Source organism: Streptomyces sp. NPDC088706 (genome assembly GCF_044752765.1).
Lineage (GTDB): Bacteria > Actinomycetota > Actinomycetes > Streptomycetales > Streptomycetaceae > Streptomyces.
This window is the reverse complement of sequence record NZ_JBIVLW010000004.1, coordinates 319854-335451: the sequence shown is the minus strand read 5'-3', so window position 1 is coordinate 335451 and position 15598 is coordinate 319854. Positions and strand designations below refer to the sequence as shown.

The 15598-nt window shown below is 67.3% G+C and carries 23 protein-coding genes; 1 reads left to right on the top strand and 22 read right to left on the bottom strand.

The annotated features are described in order from the left end of the window. Positions 1-48 precede the first annotated feature (48 nt). From rpsI to ACIQAK_RS14700, 3 genes are all read right to left on the bottom strand, one after another. The gene (gene rpsI, locus ACIQAK_RS14710) at positions 49-585 is read right to left on the bottom strand and encodes a 30S ribosomal protein S9 (protein ID WP_401365485.1); all 537 of its coding nucleotides are present in this window, start codon (positions 583-585) and stop codon (positions 49-51) included. Between the two features lie 44 nt (positions 586-629). Next, positions 630-1073 carry a 50S ribosomal protein L13 gene (gene rplM, locus ACIQAK_RS14705; RefSeq protein WP_003966932.1) on the bottom strand — a complete coding sequence of 148 codons (444 nt, stop codon included), beginning with the start codon at positions 1071-1073 and terminating at the stop codon, positions 630-632. 226 nt (positions 1074-1299) lie between these two features. Continuing rightward, entirely contained in the window at positions 1300-2919 is a 1620-nt protein-coding gene (locus ACIQAK_RS14700; RefSeq protein ID WP_366390814.1) for an ATP-binding cassette domain-containing protein, read from the bottom strand. Between the two features lie 91 nt (positions 2920-3010). Between ACIQAK_RS14700 and ACIQAK_RS14695 the strand changes: the two genes are divergently transcribed. After that, on the top strand, positions 3011-3874 hold the full coding sequence (locus ACIQAK_RS14695; protein ID WP_366390813.1) for a hypothetical protein: 864 nt from the start codon (positions 3011-3013) through the stop codon (positions 3872-3874). 54 nt (positions 3875-3928) lie between these two features. Here ACIQAK_RS14695 and truA read toward each other — a convergent pair whose 3' ends face one another. The 19 genes from truA to rplX all read right to left on the bottom strand — a co-directional run bounded on the left by truA (position 3929) and on the right by rplX (position 15596). Continuing rightward, entirely contained in the window at positions 3929-4783 is an 855-nt protein-coding gene (gene truA, locus ACIQAK_RS14690) for a tRNA pseudouridine(38-40) synthase TruA (protein ID WP_366390812.1), read from the bottom strand. A gap of 90 nt (positions 4784-4873) precedes the next feature. Next, the gene (gene rplQ, locus ACIQAK_RS14685) at positions 4874-5392 is read right to left on the bottom strand and encodes a 50S ribosomal protein L17 (RefSeq protein WP_366390811.1); all 519 of its coding nucleotides are present in this window, start codon (positions 5390-5392) and stop codon (positions 4874-4876) included. A 92-nt stretch (positions 5393-5484) separates the two neighbouring features. Then, on the bottom strand, positions 5485-6507 hold the full coding sequence (locus ACIQAK_RS14680; RefSeq protein WP_003966937.1) for a DNA-directed RNA polymerase subunit alpha: 1023 nt from the start codon (positions 6505-6507) through the stop codon (positions 5485-5487). Positions 6508-6646: 139 nt separating this feature from the next. After that, positions 6647-7051 (bottom strand): 30S ribosomal protein S11, encoded by a 405-nt coding sequence (gene rpsK / locus ACIQAK_RS14675; protein ID WP_003956432.1) that lies wholly within the window; start codon positions 7049-7051, stop codon positions 6647-6649. A 105-nt stretch (positions 7052-7156) separates the two neighbouring features. Next, the gene (gene rpsM / locus ACIQAK_RS14670) at positions 7157-7537 is read right to left on the bottom strand and encodes a 30S ribosomal protein S13 (RefSeq protein WP_124269616.1); all 381 of its coding nucleotides are present in this window, start codon (positions 7535-7537) and stop codon (positions 7157-7159) included. 195 nt (positions 7538-7732) lie between these two features. Beyond that, entirely contained in the window at positions 7733-7846 is a 114-nt protein-coding gene (gene rpmJ, locus ACIQAK_RS14665; RefSeq protein ID WP_003956441.1) for a 50S ribosomal protein L36, read from the bottom strand. A gap of 60 nt (positions 7847-7906) precedes the next feature. Continuing rightward, a complete protein-coding gene (infA, locus tag ACIQAK_RS14660; RefSeq protein WP_003956442.1) occupies positions 7907-8128 on the bottom strand; it encodes a translation initiation factor IF-1 in 222 nt (73 codons plus the stop codon). A gap of 190 nt (positions 8129-8318) precedes the next feature. Then, complete coding sequence (gene map, locus ACIQAK_RS14655) at positions 8319-9155, bottom strand: type I methionyl aminopeptidase (protein WP_366390810.1); 837 nt, start codon at positions 9153-9155, stop codon at positions 8319-8321. A gap of 158 nt (positions 9156-9313) precedes the next feature. After that, complete coding sequence (locus tag ACIQAK_RS14650) at positions 9314-9973, bottom strand: adenylate kinase (protein WP_366390809.1); 660 nt, start codon at positions 9971-9973, stop codon at positions 9314-9316. Then, a complete protein-coding gene (gene secY / locus ACIQAK_RS14645) occupies positions 9973-11286 on the bottom strand; it encodes a preprotein translocase subunit SecY (protein ID WP_366390808.1) in 1314 nt (437 codons plus the stop codon). The genes ACIQAK_RS14650 and secY overlap by 1 nt, the downstream gene beginning before the upstream one ends. A gap of 380 nt (positions 11287-11666) precedes the next feature. After that, the gene (rplO, locus tag ACIQAK_RS14640) at positions 11667-12122 is read right to left on the bottom strand and encodes a 50S ribosomal protein L15 (protein WP_366390807.1); all 456 of its coding nucleotides are present in this window, start codon (positions 12120-12122) and stop codon (positions 11667-11669) included. 1 nt (position 12123) lies between these two features. Next, complete coding sequence (rpmD, locus tag ACIQAK_RS14635) at positions 12124-12306, bottom strand: 50S ribosomal protein L30 (protein WP_015610734.1); 183 nt, start codon at positions 12304-12306, stop codon at positions 12124-12126. Continuing rightward, complete coding sequence (gene rpsE / locus ACIQAK_RS14630; RefSeq protein ID WP_003966944.1) at positions 12306-12911, bottom strand: 30S ribosomal protein S5; 606 nt, start codon at positions 12909-12911, stop codon at positions 12306-12308. The genes rpmD and rpsE overlap by 1 nt, the downstream gene beginning before the upstream one ends. A 47-nt stretch (positions 12912-12958) precedes the next feature. Further along, entirely contained in the window at positions 12959-13342 is a 384-nt protein-coding gene (rplR, locus tag ACIQAK_RS14625) for a 50S ribosomal protein L18 (protein WP_015610732.1), read from the bottom strand. 2 nt (positions 13343-13344) lie between these two features. Continuing rightward, the gene (rplF, locus tag ACIQAK_RS14620; RefSeq protein ID WP_073877635.1) at positions 13345-13884 is read right to left on the bottom strand and encodes a 50S ribosomal protein L6; all 540 of its coding nucleotides are present in this window, start codon (positions 13882-13884) and stop codon (positions 13345-13347) included. Between the two features lie 21 nt (positions 13885-13905). Then, a complete protein-coding gene (gene rpsH, locus ACIQAK_RS14615; RefSeq protein WP_007446728.1) occupies positions 13906-14304 on the bottom strand; it encodes a 30S ribosomal protein S8 in 399 nt (132 codons plus the stop codon). A 223-nt stretch (positions 14305-14527) separates the two neighbouring features. After that, on the bottom strand, positions 14528-14713 hold the full coding sequence (locus ACIQAK_RS14610) for a type Z 30S ribosomal protein S14 (RefSeq protein WP_003948630.1): 186 nt from the start codon (positions 14711-14713) through the stop codon (positions 14528-14530). Between the two features lie 2 nt (positions 14714-14715). Next, the gene (rplE, locus tag ACIQAK_RS14605) at positions 14716-15273 is read right to left on the bottom strand and encodes a 50S ribosomal protein L5 (protein WP_003966948.1); all 558 of its coding nucleotides are present in this window, start codon (positions 15271-15273) and stop codon (positions 14716-14718) included. Beyond that, positions 15273-15596: a 50S ribosomal protein L24 gene (rplX, locus tag ACIQAK_RS14600; protein WP_003966949.1), complete on the bottom strand. Its 324-nt coding sequence runs from the start codon at positions 15594-15596 to the stop codon at positions 15273-15275. The genes rplE and rplX overlap by 1 nt, the downstream gene beginning before the upstream one ends. Positions 15597-15598 lie beyond the last annotated feature (2 nt).

The following is a 15598-nucleotide window of genomic DNA, read 5'->3' as shown; positions in this document are numbered from 1 at the left end:
ACGGAGTGTGCCGCCGGGGCGTTCGTGTAATGCGGACGAGCGGGCGATTTAGCGCTTGCTGTACTGCGGGGCCTTACGGGCCTTCTTGAGACCGGCCTTCTTGCGCTCGACCGCACGGTCGTCGCGGGAGAGGAAGCCGGCCTTCTTCAGCGTGGCGCGGTTGTTGTCCACGTCCGCCTCGTTCAGCGCGCGGGCCACGCCGAGGCGCAGGGCGCCGGCCTGACCGGAGACGCCGCCACCCGAGATACGGGCGACCACGTCGTAGCGGCCGTCGAGCTCGAGCACCTTGAAGGGCTCGTTGACTTCCTGCTGGTGCACCTTGTTGGGGAAGTAGTCCTCAAGGGTGCGACCGTTGATCTTCCACTTGCCGGTGCCCGGAACGATCCGGACGCGGGCGATGGCGTTCTTGCGACGGCCCAGGCCGGCGGCGGGCTGCGGGTCGCCGAAGCGGCCCGCGAGCGACTCGGAGGTGTACTCACCCTCGACGGGGACCTCCGACTCGAAGGTGGTCACCTCGGCGAAGGTCTCCTCGCCCTCGGTGCCCACCGTGTCGTCGGCGGTCGTCTCAACAGTGGTCTCGGCCACGATTCTCCTCAGATCTTTCTGTATGCCTTAGGGGGTGGCCGGAACTACTGCGCGACCTGGGTGATCTCGAACGGGACCGGCTGCTGAGCAGCGTGCGGGTGCTGGTCGCCCGCGTAGACCTTGAGCTTCGAGAGCATCTGGCGGCCCAGGGTGTTCTTGGGGATCATGCCCTTGATGGCCTTCTCGACGGCCTTCTCCGGGTTCTTCGCGAGCAGCTCGTCGTAGCGCACCGAACGGAGACCGCCCGGGAAGCCCGAGTGGCGGTACGCCATCTTCTGGGTCTTCTTGTTGCCGGACAGGTGCACCTTGTCGGCGTTGATGATGATGACGAAGTCGCCCATGTCCATGTGGGGGGCGTAGATCGCCTTGTGCTTGCCGCGGAGGAGGTTCGCAGCCGTGGTGGCCAGACGGCCCAGGACGATGTCCTGAGCGTCGATGATGTGCCACTGGCGAGTGACATCGCCGGGCTTAGGGCTGTACGTACGCACTTCGTAGCCTTCGCTTCTTCAGTGGATGGGGTCCAGACACACGACACCTCTGAAGCGATCATGCAGCTGGGGCCCACAATGCCGGGAACACTGCCCGTATGCGAGCCACTGGTAACTGCTCCAGAGAACTTACGTGCGGGCTCTTCGCGTGAGAACGACGCAGCCCATACGTGTAACAGTCCTCGACACTACCCGCCCGGCCCCGGACGGGTCAAAACGCGCCGGTCTACCGCGCCCGCTGCACCCGCCGCTCGTCCCACACCGGTTCCGACGTCTCCCGTACGACCCCGTCCGAGCCGAAGACCAGGTACCGGTCGAACGACTTCGCGAACCACCGGTCGTGCGTGACGGCCATCACCGTGCCGTCGTACACCTCCAGGCCGTCCTGCAGCGCCTCCGCCGACTCCAGGTCCAGGTTGTCCGTCGGCTCGTCCAGGAGCAGCGCGGTGGTGCCCGCCAGCTCCAGCAGCAGGATCTGGAACCGCGCCTGCTGGCCGCCGGACAGCCGCTCGAAGGCCTGGTCCCCCTGCCGCTCCAGTTCGTACCGCCGCAGCACTCCCATGGCGCCGCCCCGGTCCTTGGCGTGCTCGGACCAGAGGATCTCCACGAGCGTCTTGCCGAGCAGCTCCGGATGCGCGTGCGTCTGGGCGAAGTGCCCCGGCACGACCCGCGCCCCGAGCTTGCACTCCCCCGTGTGCGCCACCGGCTCCCCCGCCAGCAGCCGCAGGAAGTGCGACTTGCCCGACCCGTTGGAGCCGAGGACGGCGACCCGCTCCCCGTAGTAGATCTCCAGGTCGAAGGGCTTCATCAGCCCGGTCAGCTCCAGGCCCTTGCAGGTCACCGCCCGCACCCCGGTCCGCCCGCCGCGCAGCCGCATCCGGATGTCCTGCTCGCGCGGCGGCTCCGGCGGCGGGCCCGCCTCCTCGAACTTCTTGAAGCGGGTCTGCATCGCGTGGTAGCGGTTGGCCATGTCGGGGCTGTTCGCCGCCTGCTGCCGCATCCGCAGGACGAGCGCCTTCAGCCGGGCGTGCTCCTCCTGCCAGCGCCGCAGCAGTTCCTCGAACCGGGCGAACCGCTCCTTGCGCGCCTGGTGGTACGTGGCGAAGCCGCCACCGTGCACCCAGACGTCGCTGCCCGCCGCGCTCGGCTCGACGCTGACGATCTTCTCGGCGGCGCGGGAGAGCAGCTCGCGGTCGTGGGAGACGAAGAGGACCGTCTTACGGGTCTCCTTGAGCTTCTCCTCCAGCCAGCGCTTGCCCGGCACGTCCAGATAGTTGTCCGGCTCGTCCAGGAGCAGCACCTCGTCGGGGCCGCGCAGCAGCGCCTCCAGGACCAGCCGCTTCTGCTCACCGCCGCTGAGCGTGCGCACCTCGCGCCACTGCGCCTTCTCGTACGGGACGCCCAGCGCGGCCGTGGTGCACATGTCCCAGACGGTCTCGGCCTCGTACCCCCGCGCCTCGGCCCAGTCGCTGAGCGCCTGCGCGTACGCCATCTGCGCGGCCTCGTCGTCGACGGTGAGGATCTTCTCCTCGGCCGCGTCGACGGCCCTCGCCGCGTCCCGGATGCGCGGCTGGGAGACGGAGACCAGCAGGTCGCGTACGGTCCGCTCGTCCCGCACCGAGCCCACGAATTGCGGCATCACACCGAGCCCGCCGCTCACCGAGACCGTGCCGCCGTGCGGCTGGAGCTCGCCGGAGAGGAGCCGCAGCAAGGTCGTCTTGCCGGCCCCGTTCGCCCCGACGAGGGCGACGACGGCTCCGTCGGCCACCCGGAACGAGGCGTCGCCGAGCAGCACCCGCCCGTCCGGTAGGTAGTACTCCAGGTGGCCTGCTTCCAGATGTCCCATACCGAGCATTGTCACGTCCCGCACGGCGATGGCCCAACCGGATTACGGCGGCGCCGGAACCCCGCCGGGGAACTGGCCCTAAGATTCGCGCATGAGTTCATGGCAAGGGGGGCCCTCCTGGGGGCCAGGGGACAACGGGACTCCGGGGGACAGCGGAACTCCGGACTGGGCCGCGCTCGCCGACGAGTCCGCCGCGCGCGCCCGCCGCAAGCGGTGGCTGATGATCGGCGGCGGGGTGCTGGCGACCGCCGTGGTCGGCGCGATCGTGGCCACCGCCGTGGTGAGCACGGGCGGCGGCGGGAACGACCCGGGCAGCAGTGCGAGCGAACTGCCCGCGCCGGCCGACCTCCCGGAGGACACCTCGGCGCCCGCGCCGTCCTTCTCGTCGGTGGCGCCGCCGCCCCCGCCGGACCCGAAGGACTACATATCCAGCGCCGCCAAGGACAAGGCGCCGATCACCGTCGACGGCTTCTTCCCCGGCGAGAAGCTCGCCATGGGCGACCGCGTCCACCTCAAGGGCGCCACCAACCGGACCACCACCTGCGCCAACGGCACCCAGGGCGCCCTCGGTGCGGTCCTCACGAAGAACGGCTGCCGGCAGCTCATCCGTGCCACCTACCGCAAGGACGGGGTGGCCGTCACCGTCGGCATCGCGGTCTTCGACACCGAGTCCCGCGCGAAGAAGACGGTCGACCAGGCCTCCGGCGGCCTCGCCTCCCTCAGCGGTGCGGGCGTACCCACCTTCTGCCGCGGCGGTACGGTCTGCCGCCGCACGACCAACTCCTACGGCCGCTACGCCTACTTCACCATCGGCGGCTTCACCGACGGCACCCGCGTCACCGCCCAGGACAGGAACGTCTTCGCGGTCGGCGACGACCTGACGAACTTCGTCTTCCGCCAGATCCGCCACCGCGGCCAGGTGCAGGCCTCGCAGGCGGCGGAAGCCGGGCCGTAGGAGGAACGCCCGGCGGGAGCCGGCACACCCGCGCGCCTCAGCACCCCCGAGGCCTCAGCAGCACCCCGCCCCCGGCAGTGTCCTGACGTTACGGGCCTCCTCGGCGCGCGCCGCCAGCAACGCGTCCGCCGGGTACGCCACTTCCTCCAGCGTCAGCCCGTGCGGCCGCACCACGTGCACCGCCGGGTCACGCACCTTCGCCGCGAGCACCTCGGCGGGCCAGCCGGGCGGGCGGCGGCCGTCGCCGACGAAGAGCGCGGCACCGATGAGCGCCCGGACCATGTTGTGGCAGAACGCGTCGGCCTGCACGGTCGCGGTGAGGACGCCCGAGGACTCCTCCCGTACCCAACTCAGCTTCTGGAGCGTACGGATGGTGGTCGCGCCCTCGCGCTTCTTGCAGTACGCGGCGAAGTCGTGCTCGCCCACCATCAGGGCGGCCGCCTCGTTCATCGCGTCCAGGTCCAACGGCCGGTCGTGCCACAGCACATGACCGCGCGTCAGCGGGTCCACCCCGCCGGGCCGGTCACCGACCCGGTAGGCGTAACGCCTCCAGAGCGCGGAGAAGCGGGCGTTGAACCCGGCCGGGGCCGGCGCCGCCCGCCAGATCCGTACGTCCAGCGGGAGCCTGCCCGCCAGCCGCCGCAGCAGCTTCTCCTCGTGCTCGGCCCACACCGCCTCCGGCAGGTCCACGTGCGCCACCTGGCCCCGCGCGTGCACCCCGGCGTCCGTGCGGCCCGCCACCGTCAGGTCATAACCCACCGCCGACCGGGTCACGGTCCGCAGCGCGTCCTCGATCTCGCCCTGCACCGTGCGCCGGCTGGTCTGCTTCGCCCAGCCGGAGAAGTCCGTGCCGTCGTAGGACAGGTCCAGCCGCACCCGTACGAAACCGGGCTCCACCTCGTCACTCACCGCGTCATCCTCTCACTGCCCCTGGTCAGCAGAACGGGCCCGCACCGCCCCGAAGGGTGATGCGGGCCCGTCCCGTGGTCGTCAGAACGCTCAGGCGTCCTTGGACTCCTCGTCGGCCTTCTCGGCCGGCTTGGCGTCCTCGACGGTCTCCTCGGAGGACTCGGCCTTGGCCTCGTCCTTCTTGGCGGCGTCTTCCTTGACCGCGCGCTTCGTCGCGGCCTCGGCCTCACCGGTGGCCTGCTGGGCCACGGTCAGCGCCTCGACCAGCTCGATGACCGCCATCGGGGCGTTGTCGCCACGACGGTTGCCGATCTTGGTGATACGCGTGTAACCACCGGGGCGGTTCTCGTACCGGGGGGCGATCTCGGTGAAGAGCGTGTGCACGACGCTCTTGTCCGTGATCGTCTGGAGCACCAGGCGACGGTTGTGGATGTCGCCCTTCTTCGCCTTGGTGACGAGGCGCTCGGCGACGGGGCGCAGGCGGCGGGCCTTGGCCTCGGTCGTCGTGATGCGGCCGTGCTTGAACAGCGACTTCGCCAGGTTGGCGAGGAGCAGACGCTCGTGCGCGGCGCTGCCGCCCAGACGGGCACCCTTTGCGGGACGCGGCATGGTGATTCTCCTTGTGTGCTGCACCGGCCGTATCAGGTACCGGTGTCAGTTCCCGTAAGGCGGACGCCTCACGGAAGTCGTGCGGGTGGTGCTCAGTACTGCTCGGTCTCCACGAAACCGGCGTCCGCGTCGTCGTCGGCGCCGAAGGCGTCGGCGGCGGCGGTCGGGTCGAAGCCGGGAGGCGAGTCCTTGAGCGCGAGGCCCATACCGGCCAGCTTCGCCTTGACCTCGTCGATCGACTTCGCACCGAAGTTGCGGATGTCGAGCAGGTCCGCCTCGGAACGGGCCACGAGCTCACCCACGGAGTGGATGCCCTCGCGCTTGAGGCAGTTGTACGAACGGACCGTGAGCTCCAGCTCCTCGATCGGCAGAGCCAGATCGGCGGCGAGAGCGGCGTCCGTCGGGGACGGGCCCATGTCGATGCCCTCGGCGTCGATGTTGAGCTCGCGCGCCAGACCGAACAGCTCGACCAGGGTCTTGCCGGCCGACGCCATGGCGTCACGGGGACGCATGGCCTGCTTGGTCTCGACGTCGACGATCAGCTTGTCGAAGTCGGTGCGCTGCTCGACACGGGTCGCCTCGACCTTGTACGTGACCTTGAGCACCGGCGAGTAGATGGAGTCGACCGGGATCCGGCCGATCTCCTGGCCGACCTGCTTGTTCTGGACGGCGGAGACGTAGCCGCGACCGCGCTCGACGGTCAGCTCCATCTCCAGCTTGCCCTTGCCGTTGAGCGTGGCGAGAACGAGGTCGGGGTTGTGCACCTCGACACCGGCCGGGGGCGCGATGTCGGCGGCGGTGACCAGACCCGGGCCCTGCTTGCGCAGGTACATCACGACGGGCTCGTCGTGCTCCGAGGAGACGACCAGCTGCTTGATGTTGAGGATGAGGTCGGTGACGTCCTCCTTGACGCCCGGCACGGTGGTGAACTCGTGCAGGACACCGTCGATCCGGATGCTGGTGACAGCGGCACCGGGGATCGAGGAGAGGAGGGTACGGCGCAGGGAGTTGCCGAGGGTGTAACCGAAGCCCGGCTCCAGCGGCTCGATCACGAACCGGGAGCGGAATTCGTCGACGACCTCTTCGGTCAGCGACGGACGCTGAGCGATAAGCATGGGGAGAGTCCTTCAGTCGTGGGCACCCACTATTTGATGCCCGACACATGTGACAAGGGTACGGGCGGTACGCCCCGTGAGAGGTGTACCGCCCGGACCTGAACGCTACTGACGCACGGCCGTCACCGGCCGTGGCGGATCAGACGCGGCGACGCTTCGGCGGACGGCAGCCGTTGTGCGGCGTCGGGGTGACGTCCTGGATCGAACCGACCTCAAGGCCCGTGGCCTGGAGGGAGCGGATCGCGGTCTCACGGCCGGAGCCGGGACCCTTGACGAAGACGTCGACCTTGCGCATGCCGTGCTCCTGCGCGCGGCGGGCGGCCGACTCGGCGGCCATCTGCGCGGCGAAGGGGGTGGACTTGCGCGAGCCCTTGAAGCCGACGTGGCCGGCGGAGGCCCAGGAGATCACGTTGCCCGAGGGGTCCGTGATCGAGACGATGGTGTTGTTGAACGTGCTCTTGATGTGCGCGTGGCCGTGAGCGACGTTCTTCTTTTCCTTGCGACGCACCTTCTTGGCTGCGCCCTGACGACCCTTGGGGGGCATGTCTTGACTCCAGATGGAGAGGGGAGGTGATCGGTCCTACAGCGAAGACCGCTGGTTGCTGCGGTGGTCCGGAGATCCGGACGCGCGCAGTGCGTCCGCTGAGGACTACTTCTTGCCCGGCTTCTTCTTACCGGCGATGGCGCGACGCGGGCCCTTGCGGGTACGCGCGTTCGTGCTGGTGCGCTGACCGTGGACCGGCAGACCGCGACGGTGCCGGATGCCCTGGTAGCAGCCGATCTCGACCTTGCGGCGGATGTCGGCCTGGATCTCGCGGCGGAGGTCACCCTCGGTGCGGAGGTTGGCGTCCACGTACTCGCGGATCTTGACCAGGTCCTCTTCGGCCAGGTCGCGAACGCGGGCGTTCGGGTTCACGCCGGTGGTGGCGAGGATCTCCTTGGACCGGGTGCGCCCGATACCGAAGACGTAGGTGAGGGCAACCTCCACGCGCTTTTCGCGCGGGATGTCAACACCTGAAACGCGTGCCATTCAATGGCTCCAGTTGTTAGATCGGGGGTCTTCCGCAGTGCCGCTCCCGACCGCCGACCACTCGCTGGGAAGGGTGGTACGTCCGGGTCCCCGGCCCCCGCCGGAGGTGTCGTCAGCCGTGGCTTGGACGGGCTCTGCGTATGTACGTGATTACGTGCGTCGCGCGAAGAACTGCGAGATGCAGGCGGTCGTGCGTCAGCCCTGGCGCTGCTTGTGGCGCAGGTTGTCGCAGATGACCATGACCCGACCGTGACGGCGGATCACCTTGCACTTGTCGCAGATCTTCTTGACGCTCGGCTTGACCTTCATGGGATGTCAGGTTCTCCGGGTCAGTGCCATCACCGCGCCAAAACGGGGTGGGGGCAAGATCTACTTGTAGCGGTAGACGATCCGGCCACGCGTCAGGTCGTACGGAGAGAGCTCCACCACGACCCGGTCATCCGGGAGGATACGGATGTAGTGCATCCGCATCTTGCCGCTGATGTGCGCCAGGACCTTGTGACCGTTCTGGAGCTCCACCTTGAACATTGCGTTCGGGAGGGACTCGATCACGGTGCCCTCAATCTCGATGGCACCTTGCTTCTTGGCCACGCTTCGCCTTTCGAATCGGCTACCTTGATCGGCTCCCGCGATCCCGTGCCTTACCTGCGGACACACGGATGCACCAGAGCCGACGAGTCAGTCTACGTCAGCGGACTCCAAAAGACGAATCCGTCAAGTTTGCCCACTCCCGGTGATCCTTAGACCTCCCGGAGGGGTTGCATCAGGCCAGGGGGTCCGGTCAGGCCAGGGGGTCCGGTGCCGCTTCGATCCCGTACTCCGCGAGCTTCGCCTTGCCGCAGTCCGGCGCGGTCAGCACCAGCGGGCCCTGCTCCGTCAGCGCGATGGAGTGCTCCCAGTGCGAGGACCAGGTGCCGTCCGTCGTCAGGACCGTCCACTCGTCGCTCAGGACCTCCGTCCGCGCCGTACCGAGCGAGACCATCGGCTCGATCGCCAGGCAGACGCCCGGGACCAGCTTGATGCCCTTGCCGCGCTTGCGCGAGACGTAGTTCAGCAGGTGCGGGTCCATGTGCATCTCGGTGCCGATGCCGTGGCCGCCGTAGTCCTCGATGATCCCGTACTTGCCGGTGGCGGGACGGGGCTGCCGGCGGATGTAGGTCTCGATCGCCTTGGAGATGTCGACGAGGCGGTTGTTCACCTTCATCGCGGCGATCCCGGCCCACATCGACTCCTCGGTCACCCGGGAGAGCTCGACCAACTCCGGAGCGTGACCGGTGCCGACGAAGGCGGTGTACGCGGCGTCGCCGTGCCAGCCGTCCACGATCGCACCGGCGTCGATCGAGATGATGTCGCCGTCCTTGAGGACCGTCTTCTCGTCGGGGATGCCGTGGACGACGACTTCGTTGACCGAGGTGCAGATGGTCGCGGGGAACCCGCCGTAACCGAGGAAGTTCGACTTCGCGCCGTGGTCGGCGATCACCTTGCGGGCGACCTGGTCCAGGTCCTTCGTGGTGGCGCCGGGCACGGCCGCCTCACGGGTGGCCGCGTGAATGGCAGCGACCACCAGCCCCGCCTCGCGCATCTTCGCGATCTGCTCGGGGGTCTTGATCTGCACCATGGCTCGGCGCCTCTCTGCATCGTCGGTGACGGGTGACGGGTGACGGGTGACGGGTGACGGGTCCGCCGCGGCCGTACTCAACGATACGGGCGCAAACAGTCGGCCGCGGCGCCCTGGGGCGCCGCGGCCGGCTGTACAGCGGTGGTACGGGGTGGGGCTCAGTCCTGGTCGGACTGCTTGAGCGCCTCCATGGCACGCTTGGTCACCTCGGTGACCTTGCCGAGCGCGGAGATGGTCACCACCAGGCCCTGGGCCCGGTAGTAGTCGATGATCGGCTCGGTCTGCGTGTGGTAGACCTCCAGCCGGGTGCGGACCGTCTCCTCGCTGTCGTCGTCCCGCTGGTACAGCTCGCCGGCGCAGGTGTCGCAGACACCCTCGGTCTTCGGCGGGTTGTACGTCACGTGGAAGACGTGCGCGCTGTCGCTGCGGCAGATGCGGCGACCCGCGATCCGCTTCACGACCTCCTCTTCGGGGACCTCGAGATCGAGGACCGCGTCGAGCTTCACGCCCTCGTCCTTGAGCATCACGTCAAGGGCTTCGGCCTGGCCCACGTTCCGCGGGAAGCCGTCCAGCAGGAAGCCGTTCACGGCGTCCGACTGGGCCATGCGGTCCTTGGCCATCCCGATGGTGACCTCGTCCGGCACCAGCTGGCCTGCGTCCATGTAGGCGCGGGCCTGCTTGCCAAGGTCGGTGCCCTGGCTGATGTTGGCGCGGAAGAGGTCGCCCGTGGAGATGTGCGGAATCGACAGGTTCTTGGCAAGGTACGCAGCCTGCGTTCCCTTGCCGGCACCCGGAGGCCCGACGAGGACGATTCGCATCAGCGGAGGAACCCTTCGTAATTGCGCTGCTGGAGCTGACTCTCGATCTGCTTCACGGTTTCCAGACCCACACCCACGATGATGAGGATGCTCGTCCCGCCGAACGGGAAGTTCTGGTTCGCACCGCCGAAGCCTGCCAACGCCATCGTCGGCACCAGAGCGATCAGGCCCAGGTACAGCGAGCCCGGCCAAGTGATCCTGTTGAGCACGTAGCTCAGGTACTCAGCAGTAGGTCGACCTGCCCGGATGCCCGGGATGAAGCCACCATACTTCTTCATGTTGTCGGCGACTTCGTCGGGGTTGAACGAAATGGCCACGTAGAAGAAGGCGAAGAACACGATGAGTACGAAGTACACCGCGATGTAGTACGGGTGGTCACCCGTCACGAAGTGGTCCTGGATCCAGGTGGCCCAGCCGGCGGTGGACTGGGAGAACTGGACGATCAGCGACGGGATGAAGAGCAGCGAGGAGGCGAAGATGACGGGAATCACACCCGCCTGGTTCACCTTCAGCGGGATGTACGTGGACGTACCGCCGTAGGAACGGCGTCCGATCATGCGCTTCGCGTACTGCACCGGGATACGGCGCTGGGCCTGCTCGACGAAGACCACGAGGGCGACCATGACGAAGCCGATGAGGATGACCGTGCCGAACTCGATCCAGCCGTCGGCCAGCTTGCCGCTCTCCTTGATGGCCCACAGGGCGCCGGGGAACGTCGCGGCGATCGAGATGAACATGAGGATCGACATGCCGTTGCCCATGCCGCGGTCGGTGATGAGCTCACCGAGCCACATGACGGCGGCCGTACCGGCGGTCATGGTGATGACCATGACCATGGTCGTGAAGATCGACTTGTCGGCGACGATCTGGTCGGCCACGGAGCAGTTCTGGAACAGCGCCCCGCTCCGGGCGGTGGCGACGAGGCCGGTGCCCTGGAGGATGGCGAGCGCGACGGTCAGATAACGCGTGTACTGCGTGATCTTGGCCGTGCCGGCCTGCCCCTCCTTCTTGAGGGCTTCCAGTCGGGGGATCACGACGGTCAGCAGCTGCAGAATGATGCTGGCCGTGATGTACGGCATGATGCCGAGCGCGAAGATGGTGATCTGCAACAGGGCGCCACCGCTGAACATCTGCATCAGACCGAGCAGGCCACCCGAATCGGCCTGGTCGATGCACTGCTGCACCTTCGCGTAGTCGACGCCGGGAGCCGGGATGTGGGCCCCGAGCCGGTAGATCACGATGATGCCGAGTGTGAAGAGCAGCTTCTTGCGCAGGTCGGGCGTCTTGAACGCTCGGGCGAACGCGGTGAACACGGTGCCTCCTGCGACCCCCGCGCTATGCGTCAGAGGCGACGGGTCTGGATGGGACTGGATGGGAACGGATACAAGGCAGCCCTACATCGTAAGGAGGCCACAAAAGATTAACGGCGCTACCCTACCCGGCCCGGGACTGAGCAGGAAACACGCTCTGCACACCGGTGCAGCGCCCCTCCCCCGGCCCACGCCGCGAAAGACCGGCTAAGCCACACCATTTGGGACGTGAACGCCCCACGGCTCCGCCACCGCCGGTGCGGTGGACACCCGTTCAACCTTTCCCGAGCCTTTACGGTTCCCGTACAGCGCCACGAACACGAAAAAGCCTGGCCGGCCACCTCCGAGGAGATGGCCGGCCAGGCTCAGGTCCGTATCCGGGCTCAGACGAGCTCGGTGACCGTACCGCCGGCGGCGGTGATCTTCTCCTTGGCGGAGCCGGAGACGGCGTCAACCGAAACCTGCAGCGCCACGGAGATCTCGCCCTGTCCGAGGACCTTGACGAGGTGGTTGTTGCGCACAGCGCCCTTGGCGACCAGGTCGGCCACCGTGACCTCTCCACCCTCGGGGTAGAGCGCCGAGAGCTTGTCCAGGTTCACGACCTGGTACTCCGTGCGGAACGGGTTCTTGAAGCCCTTGAGCTTCGGGAGACGCATGTGGAGGGGCATCTGGCCACCCTCGAAGCGCTCCGGAACCTGGTAACGAGCCTTCGTACCCTTGGTACCACGGCCTGCGGTCTTACCCTTGGACGCCTCACCACGACCCACACGGGTCTTGGCGGTCTTGGCGCCCGGGGCAGGCCGGAGGTTGTGGGCCTTCAGCGGGCTGTTCTCCGCCATGTCAGTCAACCTCCTCAACCGTCACGAGGTGGCGGACGGTGTTGGCCATTCCGCGGAACTCGGGGCGGTCCTCCTTGACAACCGAGTCGTTCAGGCGCTTGAGCCCGAGCGAACGCAGGGTGTCGCGGTGGTTCTGCTTGCTGCCGATGTACGACTTCGTCTGCGTGATCTTGAGGCGAGCCATTACGCACCCGCTCCCGCACGTGCACGGAGCAGAGCCGCGGGGGCGACGTCCTCGAGGGGCAGACCACGGCGAGCCGCGATCTCCTCGGGACGCTGCAGGCCCTGGAGGGCCGCCACGGTCGCATGCACGATGTTGATCGCGTTGGACGAGCCAAGCGACTTCGACAGGATGTCGTGAACGCCGGCGCACTCGAGCACGGCACGCACCGGGCCACCGGCGATAACACCGGTACCGGGGGAAGCCGGCTTGAGCAGGACGACGCCCGCAGCCTTCTCGCCCGTGATCGGGTGAGGGATGGTGCCCTGGATGCGGGGGACCTTGAAGAAGTTCTTCTTGGCCTCTTCGACACCCTTGGCGATGGCCGCGGGAACTTCCTTGGCCTTGCCGTATCCGACACCGACGGTGCCGTCACCATCGCCCACCACGACCAGCGCGGTGAAGCTGAAGCGACGACCACCCTTCACAACCTTGGCGACGCGGTTGATCGCGACGACGCGCTCGACGTACGCGGTCTTCTCGGCAGCGCTGGCGCCACCGTCACGGCCCTTCCGGTCCCGCCGCTCGCCGCCACCGGCACCGCTTCCGCGGCGCTGGGGTCCAGCCATTGGATTTACCTCTCTCTGTTACGTCCGCTGTGCGTAGGAACCGGGGCTTAGAACTTCAGCCCGGCTTCACGGGCGGCGTCAGCCAGAGCGGCAATCCGCCCGGCGTACTGGTTACCACCGCGGTCAAACACGACGGCCTCGACGCCTGCGGCCTTGGCACGCTCGGCGACCAGGGCGCCGACCTGCTGGGCCTGAGCGCTCTTGTCACCCTCGCCACCACGGATCGAGGTGTCCAGGGTCGACGCCGACGCGAGCGTGTGGCCCGCGATGTCGTCGATGACCTGGGCCACGATGTGGCGGTTGGAACGCGTCACGACCAAGCGGGGACGCTCCGGCGAACCGGAGATGTGCTTGCGGACGCGGATGTGGCGGCGCTTGAGAGCGGCACGCTTGTACGCGTCGCCCTTGGCGATCTTCACACCGTATGCCATGGCTACTTACCAGCCTTTCCGACCTTGCGGCGGATGACCTCGCCCGCGTACTTGACGCCCTTGGCCTTGTACGGGTCGGGCTTCCGCAGCTTGCGGATGTTGGCGGCTACCTCGCCGACCTTCTGCTTGTCGATGCCCTCGACGCTGAGCTTCGTGGGCGACTCGACCTTGAAGGTGATGCCTTCCGGAGCCTCGATGAGGATCGGGTGGCTGTAGCCCAGGGCGAACTCCAGGTTGGAGCCCTTCGCCTGGACGCGGTAACCGACACCGCTGATCTCGAGCGCCTTGCTGTAACCCGTGGTCACACCGGTGATCATGTTCGCCACCAGCGTGCGGGACAGGCCGTGGAGGGCCTTGTTCTGACGCTCGTCGTTCGGGCGGGAGACGTTGAGCACGCCGTCCTCACCCTTGGAGACCTCGATCGGCGCGGCAACGGTGTGCGAGAGGGAACCCTTGGGGCCCTTCACGGCGACCGTACGGCCATCGATGGTGACGTCCACACCGGCGGGAACCTGGATGGGGAGCTTGCCGATTCGCGACATGAGCTTTCCTACCTTTCCCGACTACCAGACGTAGGCGAGGACTTCCCCACCTACGCCCTTCTTGCCTGCCTGCTGGCCGGTCAGGAGGCCGTGGGACGTGGAGATGATCGCCACGCCCAGGCCGCCGAGAACCTTCGGCAGGTTGGTGGACTTTGCGTATACACGCAGACCCGGCTTCGAAATCCGCTTGATGCCGGCGATCGAGCGCTCGCGGTTCGGGCCGAACTTCAGCTCGAGGACGAGGTTCTTGCCGACCTCGGCGTCCTCGACCTTCCAGCCGGTGATGAAGCCCTCCTGCTGGAGGATCTCCGCGATGTGCGACTTGATCTTGCTGTGCGGCATCGAGACATCGTCGTGATATGCCGAGTTCGCGTTACGCAGACGCGTGAGCATGTCTGCGATGGGATCAGTCATGGTCATGAGTTGGCCTTCGGCCTCTCTCGCCGGGGTTTCCTGTATGCGCCATCCCTCTCCCCACTCAGTGGCGGGACGGGTGCGGTGCGGGGACCTACGGCGTAGTAAGTCGGTCTTGGGCGGCAGGCGCCCAACCCTTCAAGCCTACGGCATGAAAGGCGGGGCTCCTGCCGACCAGATGCTTACCGAGAGTCTCCAGAACTTCCCTTCGCCCTAGGGCGGAGGAGAGTTACCAGGAGCTCTTGGTCACGCCCGGCAGCTCGCCACGGTGAGCCATCTCACGAAGGCACACGCGGCACAGGCCGAACTTGCGGTAGACGGAGTGGGGCCGGCCGCAGCGCTGGCAGCGGGTGTACCCGCGAACGCCGAACTTCGGCTTACGGGCGGCCTTAGCGATCAGAGCCTTCTTCGCCACGGTCAGTTCTCCTTGAACGGGAAGCCGAGGTGACGAAGGAGGGCACGACCCTCGTCGTCGTTGGTCGCCGTGGTGACCACGGTGATGTCCATGCCCCGGACCCGGTCGATCTTGTCCTGGTCGATCTCGTGGAACATGACCTGCTCCGTGAGACCGAAGGTGTAGTTGCCACGGCCGTCGAACTGCTTCGGCGACAGGCCACGGAAGTCACGGATACGCGGCAGCGCGAGCGACAGCGTACGGTCCAGGAACTCCCACATCCGGTCACCGCGGAGGGTGACGTGGCAGCCGATCGGCTGGCCCTCGCGCAGCTTGAACTGCGCGATGGACTTGCGGGCCTTGGTGACGGCCGGCTTCTGGCCGGTGATCGTGGTGAGGTCCTTGACGGCACCGTCGATCAGCTTGGAGTCGCGGGCGGCGTCGCCCACACCCATGTTGACCACGATCTTGACCAGACCGGGTACCTGCATGACGTTCTCGTACGAGAACTCCTCACGCAGCTTGCCGGCGATTTCCTCGCGGTAGCGCGTCTTGAGACGCGGCGCAGTGGTGGCAGTCATCAGATGTCCTCACCGGTCCGCTTGGCAACGCGGATCTTGTTGCCCTCGTCGTCAAAGCGGTAGCCGACGCGGGTGACAACCTTGTTGCCGTCCTTCTCCACGACCAGCTGAACGTTGCTGACGTGGATCGGGGCCTCGGTGGTGACAATGCCACCCGTCTGCGAACCGCGAGCCGTCTGACCGGCCTTGGTGTGCTTCTTGACCCGGTTGACACCCTCGACGAGGACGCGGTCCTGAGCGGGGTAGGCCACGATGACCTTGCCCTGCTTGCCCTTGTCCTTACCGGTGATGACCTGAACCAGGTCGCCCTTCTTGATCTTCATGC

Bases quoted from the DNA above. Each gene is read 5' to 3' on its own strand.
- ACIQAK_RS14700 (WP_366390814.1), bottom strand. From the start codon at position 2,919: ATGGGACATCTGGAAGCAGGCCACCTGGAGTACTACCTACCGGACGGG.
- ACIQAK_RS14695 (WP_366390813.1), top strand. From the start codon at position 3,011: ATGAGTTCATGGCAAGGGGGGCCCTCCTGGGGGCCAGGGGACAACGGG.
- rplQ (WP_366390811.1), bottom strand. From the start codon at position 5,392: ATGCCGCGTCCCGCAAAGGGTGCCCGTCTGGGCGGCAGCGCCGCGCAC.
- ACIQAK_RS14680 (WP_003966937.1), bottom strand. From the start codon at position 6,507: ATGCTTATCGCTCAGCGTCCGTCGCTGACCGAAGAGGTCGTCGACGAA.
- rpsK (WP_003956432.1), bottom strand. From the start codon at position 7,051: ATGCCCCCCAAGGGTCGTCAGGGCGCAGCCAAGAAGGTGCGTCGCAAG.
- rpsM (WP_124269616.1), bottom strand. From the start codon at position 7,537: ATGGCACGCGTTTCAGGTGTTGACATCCCGCGCGAAAAGCGCGTGGAG.
- rpmJ (WP_003956441.1), bottom strand. From the start codon at position 7,846: ATGAAGGTCAAGCCGAGCGTCAAGAAGATCTGCGACAAGTGCAAGGTG.
- map (WP_366390810.1), bottom strand. From the start codon at position 9,155: ATGGTGCAGATCAAGACCCCCGAGCAGATCGCGAAGATGCGCGAGGCG.
- ACIQAK_RS14650 (WP_366390809.1), bottom strand. From the start codon at position 9,973: ATGCGAATCGTCCTCGTCGGGCCTCCGGGTGCCGGCAAGGGAACGCAG.
- rplO (WP_366390807.1), bottom strand. From the start codon at position 12,122: ATGGCGGAGAACAGCCCGCTGAAGGCCCACAACCTCCGGCCTGCCCCG.
- rpmD (WP_015610734.1), bottom strand. From the start codon at position 12,306: ATGGCTCGCCTCAAGATCACGCAGACGAAGTCGTACATCGGCAGCAAG.
- rpsE (WP_003966944.1), bottom strand. From the start codon at position 12,911: ATGGCTGGACCCCAGCGCCGCGGAAGCGGTGCCGGTGGCGGCGAGCGG.
- rplR (WP_015610732.1), bottom strand. From the start codon at position 13,342: ATGGCATACGGTGTGAAGATCGCCAAGGGCGACGCGTACAAGCGTGCC.
- rplF (WP_073877635.1), bottom strand. From the start codon at position 13,884: ATGTCGCGAATCGGCAAGCTCCCCATCCAGGTTCCCGCCGGTGTGGAC.
- rpsH (WP_007446728.1), bottom strand. From the start codon at position 14,304: ATGACCATGACTGATCCCATCGCAGACATGCTCACGCGTCTGCGTAAC.
- rplE (WP_003966948.1), bottom strand. From the start codon at position 15,273: ATGACTGCCACCACTGCGCCGCGTCTCAAGACGCGCTACCGCGAGGAA.
- rplX (WP_003966949.1), bottom strand. From the start codon at position 15,596: ATGAAGATCAAGAAGGGCGACCTGGTTCAGGTCATCACCGGTAAGGAC.